At 66.4% G+C, this 5,533-nt stretch carries 3 protein-coding genes; all 3 read right to left on the reverse strand.

Going from position 1 to position 5,533, the window contains the following annotated elements:
• Window positions 1-385: 385 nt before the first annotated feature.
• Window positions 386-2,881: a DNA repair protein gene (locus ACE3P2_RS10225; protein ID WP_374264056.1), complete on the reverse strand. Its 2,496-nt coding sequence runs from the start codon at window positions 2,879-2,881 to the stop codon at window positions 386-388.
• Window positions 2,882-2,971: 90 nt separating this feature from the next.
• Window positions 2,972-4,282: an exonuclease SbcCD subunit D gene (locus ACE3P2_RS10230; RefSeq protein WP_374264057.1), complete on the reverse strand. Its 1,311-nt coding sequence runs from the start codon at window positions 4,280-4,282 to the stop codon at window positions 2,972-2,974.
• Complete coding sequence (locus tag ACE3P2_RS10235) at window positions 4,279-5,349, reverse strand: hypothetical protein (RefSeq protein WP_374264059.1); 1,071 nt, start codon at window positions 5,347-5,349, stop codon at window positions 4,279-4,281. The genes ACE3P2_RS10230 and ACE3P2_RS10235 overlap by 4 nt, the downstream gene beginning before the upstream one ends.
• Window positions 5,350-5,533 lie beyond the last annotated feature (184 nt).

Here is a 5,533-nt window from a genome sequence, read left to right on the forward strand (position 1 = left end):
CATTGCGACGGGTGCTCGCTGCGCTGCTCGAACACCATCCGCACTGAACGCTCGCGCACTTCCGGGGCGTATTTCGTTGTCTTCTTCATGGCTCCATCTTCTCAAGAGTGGGAGCCTCCGCGAAACCCGGGGCGATTCAGTCCCGGCCGAACCGAACGACGCATCGCCGCACCCGGCGTAAGGACCACGTTTCATGGTTTCCTCCCCCCTCCTCGTTCCCCCGACAAACGAAAGCTCTAGATTCACACTACATACAGCCAGCTTGCGATCATATAGGTACAAATGAGCGTTTGTCATCACTTGAAACCAGAGCTCACGGGGAAGCTCAGTCTCCTTTATCTAGTACGCCTCGACGACAGGCAACGCAATCATGTACGCATTCAAGCTACACAATCAGACCGACCCTGGCGTAGACTTTGTGCGATTCCACTTGAACGTCCAAATCGATCACCACATCCGCCATGGCGGTCAGTTCCGGCGTCTGGGACACGAAAAACTCCCGCTGGTAACCCCCCAACCTCAGCACCTCCCGCTTCATCGCCATGAACATGCGCTTGCGCTCGGGGTCCAGCGGCCCATCGGCCTCGTCCGAGAACAGCGCACCGTAGCGTCGCCCGGTATGCTGGGCGAGGTACAGCGCCACCGCCCGGATCAGGCATTCGTTGATCCAGACCCGTTCGCCGCCGCTCATGAGGCCGACGCTCTTGCTCTCGCCCGACTCGCCGTCATGCACCAGGATGTCGAAGCCCTCCTTCTGTTCGCCTTTTCCCGTCTCCACCAGCGTCTGGATCGACACCGTGAAGCGGGGACCGTAGCAGGCGAGCAGGAGGTCATTGGCGAGCGCCGACAAGGCCGGACCGGCATCATCGATGGCCAGCGCGATCAGCCCATCGTTGCTCATGCATTTGGCGAACAGGTTCCAGTTGCCCAACTCGGCTTCGACCTGAGCGATGCGGCTGGACACCCGTGCCCGGCGGGTGGCCAGGGCCGTTGCCTGCTGCATCAGGGTACCCAGGATTTCGGCATCCCGCACTGCGTTCAGATGGGCCTGCTCGGCGGCAGTGACCGACTGTGTCGCCTGTTCCACCCTCGTCTGCGCATCGGTCAGGCGTTGCTCGTCATAAGGGGCAGGCAAGGCCGCCAGCGCCTGCTTGAGCCGGTCCAGCGTAGCGCGATAGTGTTTGGCCTGCTGTTCGTGCTGCTGGGCGATCGCCTGCCGCGCCACGCCGATCTGCTGGCGCTCGGCAGCCTCCTCGGGGGTCTCCATCGGCAGCTGATCGGCGGCGGCATCAGGGCCTAGCACCGTCCCCAGTTCCGTCAACTCGTGGTCGATCCCGGCCAGCGTGGCTCGCGCCCGTTCCATTTCCCCGACCTGGGCGGCCAGCAGCGCAAACCGCGAGGCACGCGCCCGGGCACACTCGGCCCGGTGCTCGGCCCGAGCCAATGCCTGCGGCGCGGCGGCGAGGGCTTCATGCTGTTCGCGCAAGGCGTCCAGTTCTTTCTGTACCGTCGACTTCTCGCGCCCCAGGCGCTGGATCGTCCCCTCGGCGCTGGGCATCAGGGCCTGGGCTTCCCGCGCATCGCCCAGGAGCTTGCATTGCCCCTGCAGATCGGTACCCGCACACGGCACCTCGCCGGTCAGCCCGAAGCGCCGCGCCAACTCCTCGGCCTTGAGCACCGCCTGCCCGGCCTCGCGCTCGATCCCGGACAGTTTCTGCTGGGCCATCCGCGCCGCTACCTCGCACTGGGTCAGGCGTTGAACCTGCTCTCGCCAAGTTGCGACCTGCGCCGATCTTAGCGAGGAGAGCCGCTCAGCCAGCGGTAGACGGCGCTCTCCACGTCGCACGGCTGGCGCACCCGCCAGCAAGGTGATGCACTGCCGGCGCTGGTTCTGCAAGACCTGCCGGCGGTTGCGCTCCTGACCGAGACGTTGGGCGATGCGCTGCTCCAGCCGTTCCAGCCGCTGTTGCTCGCCCCGATCCTGTGCCTGCAAGGCTTCGATGGCCTCTTTGCCGGCCTGGATCACTGCTTGGCATTCGCCCTGAAGTTGTCGCCGGCGCGCTTCCACGCCTTGCGCCTGCTCGCGCTCGGCGATCAACTGAGCATGCCGGGTTCGCGCCGACTCCTGCTCGGCGTGGGCCGCCTGTCGGGTCGACAGGCTTTGCGCGACGCGAGCCTGGGCGCCGTCGAGCCGCCGCCGTTCGCCCTCGATCCGCTGCGCTTCCTCGTCCAGCGAGGCCTGTTCCTGCCGGATCGCCGCGAGGCCCGTCTTGAGCAGACGCGCGGTCTCGGCTGCTTTCTGGCCGAGGGCCCGGATCTCCTCCTGCCCGAGCAGATCGGCCAGCAGGGTCTTGATCTCCGCATTGCGGTAGGCACTCAGCTGCCGCTTGCCCTGTGCCGAGAACACCGAGGTGAAGAAGGTGTCGGCGCTGCCGCAGATGCTCTCGACGCAGCGGGTATAGGTGTCCACCTTGCCGTCGGACACGGTGCCGTCGTCGAGCGCCATGGGTTTCCACGCGCCATCGTCGGCGAGCACAAACAGGAAGGCTTCGGTCTTGCGCCGGCCGTTGAGGCGGAGCACGACCTGCGAGCGGTAACTGCGGCCGTCGTGCGCCCAGATCAAATCTTTCTCGTTCTCGGGCAGACAGACGTGGTCGTAATAGGAGAACCCGCCCGGACCCGCCGCGCCGGCCCGTGAGGGCATCGTGAGATACGGGTGCATGTTGTCCATCACGGTGGTCTTGCCGCGCCCGTTGGCGCCGATGATGGCGACCAGTTCAGCGCCATCGGCCAGTCGTTCGAAATCGAGGGTCAGAACATCGCGTCCCAGGCCATCGCGGATGCCGCGAAAGCCTTTGAGGGTGAGGGAAAGAGGTTGCATGGTGGGGGTGCTCCTGCGGGATGCCCAATTCAGTCTCCCGCATGAAAGTAGGTCGGCAAGCCCGTCCCCAAGGGAACGGACTTGGCAAGGTCAGGACGACAGCGCAGGCGCCAAGTCAGGCTGCTGCGAAGACCGGGTGATAGGCGTTTCGACGGCTGCCTCGCATACCGGACCGGCCCGCCTCCGCAGCACGCTCTCGGCAATGGCATCCGGTGCCTGGCTGGCCAGCGCGTGGAGGCACTCGAGCAACGGTTCCGCCTGCGCCTCGGTCACCTGCGCCCATACCCGCACCTTGTCCGCCAGATTCGCCAGTTGCGAAATCCCGGCCGCCCGCGTGCGCACCACGGGGACGATTCGGCCCTCCAACTTGGTATCCGCCGCCCCTGCCAGCAGCCGCTCGATCGCCGCTCGGTCGACCTCGTGGCGGTCTTCATCAGCAACGGTCCAGCGCACGCGCACGAACGCGCCGGCGACGTCCTGCCGCGCGACGGCGGCCCGCAGGGCGTCGAGATCGGGCTTGCCATCGAACACGATATCGATGGTCCGGCGCGCGGGCGTGGGCTCCAGGGTGAAGCGCGCTTGGTCGGTGTCGACCTCCCACAACAGGAATCCCTTATCGCCCTCCTCGCCATAGTGGAAGCGGCCGATGGATCCGGGATAGGCGATGCACTGCCGCCCTGCCCTGCTTTCCTGTTCCCACGCCTGATGGCGGTGGATGTGCCCGAGCATGAAGGCCTGGGCCTCGGCGGCGAACAGCGCACCCGTGGTGAACTCGTGATCGAAGCCGGCCATCGGCACGCCGTGCTCGCTCACGCAGCCGAACACCGTGCCGTGGGAAACACCGATGGCGGGCACACCCTGTCGGCGGGCCGCGCGATGGATCGACGCATAGCCGCGCAGCAATAGGGCCAGTTGCTCGCCGACGGCCTGGGCGGCGTCCGCCGCACCGACCGCCGCCGCGACCGCGGCCTTGTTCACCGTGGGTACGCAGGAAAACAGCGCGCGAGCATTGCCGGGCAGCCGGTCGAAGCACCAGCCCGCCGACGCCAGCCATTCGCCCTGGGCCGAGAGCGCGACCTGCTCGATCCGGTCGGCCACATGCACCGGATGCCGTCCGCCCAGCAGCCGGAAGATCGCCAGAGTGCCCGGCGGCTCATGCGAGAACGTCCCTTGCAGCATCAGCACCGGGCAATGCTCCGCCAGCCGGCGCACCTGCATGAGCAGCCGTTCGGCGGCCGGTGCGTGCAAGTCCAGGCCATGGTCGGTGGCGTCACCCGACAGGACCGCCGCCTCCACGCCCAGCGCGATGGCGCGGTCGACGGCGGCGCCGAAGCAGCGATCGGCCTCGAACAGGTTCTTGGTGCCGTAGTGCAGATCGGAGAAATGAGCGATGCGGATCATGATGCCCTCCCGCGGGAGGCGAGCTGCAGTTCGCTCTCGATCTTGTCGAGATAGCCCTGCGGGTCGTTGCGGTAGCGCTCCAGTTCGTCCCAGGCCCGGGCACGGCCGTGCGGGTTGATCTTCCAGCCCCGTCCCCACCGCCGATCGGCATACGTCTGGTAGCGTTCCGGCGGCATCCTGTACGCCTGCACACGCGCCATCAGTTGCTCAAGGCTGGGATGCCCATCGCGCAGCGGTGGCGCCTCGACGGATGCCACCTCGGTCGCCATCACCGCCTGGCCCTCGGCCGCCTCCTGCTGTAGCGGCTCGGCGCTCGCCGCCACCGAGTTCCCCTGAAGCACCTGCGTCGCCAGTTGGGCCTGGACCAGGGCCGTCTCGGTGTCTTCGTTCTCACGTAACAAGGCCGTGACATCCACCGGCGCCTCCAGGTCGATGATCCACTGCGGCACGCGCACCGCCCTCCCCTGCTCGTCGATGTGCGCCACCTCCATCAGTTTCTTGGTGAGGTAGAACGGCGTGCGTTGCCGGTCGAGGAAACCCGAGATGCGTCCGCCGCGCAGGAAGCCCACCGTCTCGAATTTCTGGATCGCCGCGTTCATTGCATAGAAGCTGTTGGTGTGAAGTTCGAAGGCGCTGATCGAACGGATGCCGGGTATGAAGAACAGGAAGCGTCCGGTCAGGTTGCACTGGCGCTGCTGGTACTCGCGGCAGTTCTCGGGGTCGCACAGGCCGCCGTTGTCCTCGCGGACCATGGTCTTGCGCCCGCCGAAGAGGCGGATCGTGCGCCGGCCCGTCTCGTCGACCGGCACCGGGGCATGGCACATGCAGTGGCGCACCCGACCATCGGCCGAGTATTGCGACCAGTAGTGCTTCTCGTGCGTCCCCCAGGCCGCCAATTCGTGCGGCATCACGGTCTGCCAGTAGTCGGAGGGGAACACCACCGGGAAGCGGTACAGGCGCCGGCCTTCACCCCTGTCCTCGCCGTAGGCGTCCAGAATCTCCCGGGCGATCTCGGGATTGGGGAAATCCTGCGCCCGAACGGTGAACCACGGCACATTGCGAGGCACCAGCGGCGTCTTGAGGTTGGGTAGGACCTCGGTGATGGCGCGCTCGATCGTAAGCGTCGCCCCTGTCCCGTCTTGATCCCATTTCTTTGAGCAGCGAAGGTGTCCACCATTTTTGATGGGTGGACACCATGGAAATTGAGAAGGCAGCCCAAGGGGCTCGGCGTGGCCCCTATGTTCGGCGCAG

This window comes from Zoogloea sp., from assembly GCF_041911615.1.
Classification (GTDB): Bacteria; Pseudomonadota; Gammaproteobacteria; order Burkholderiales; family Rhodocyclaceae; genus Zoogloea.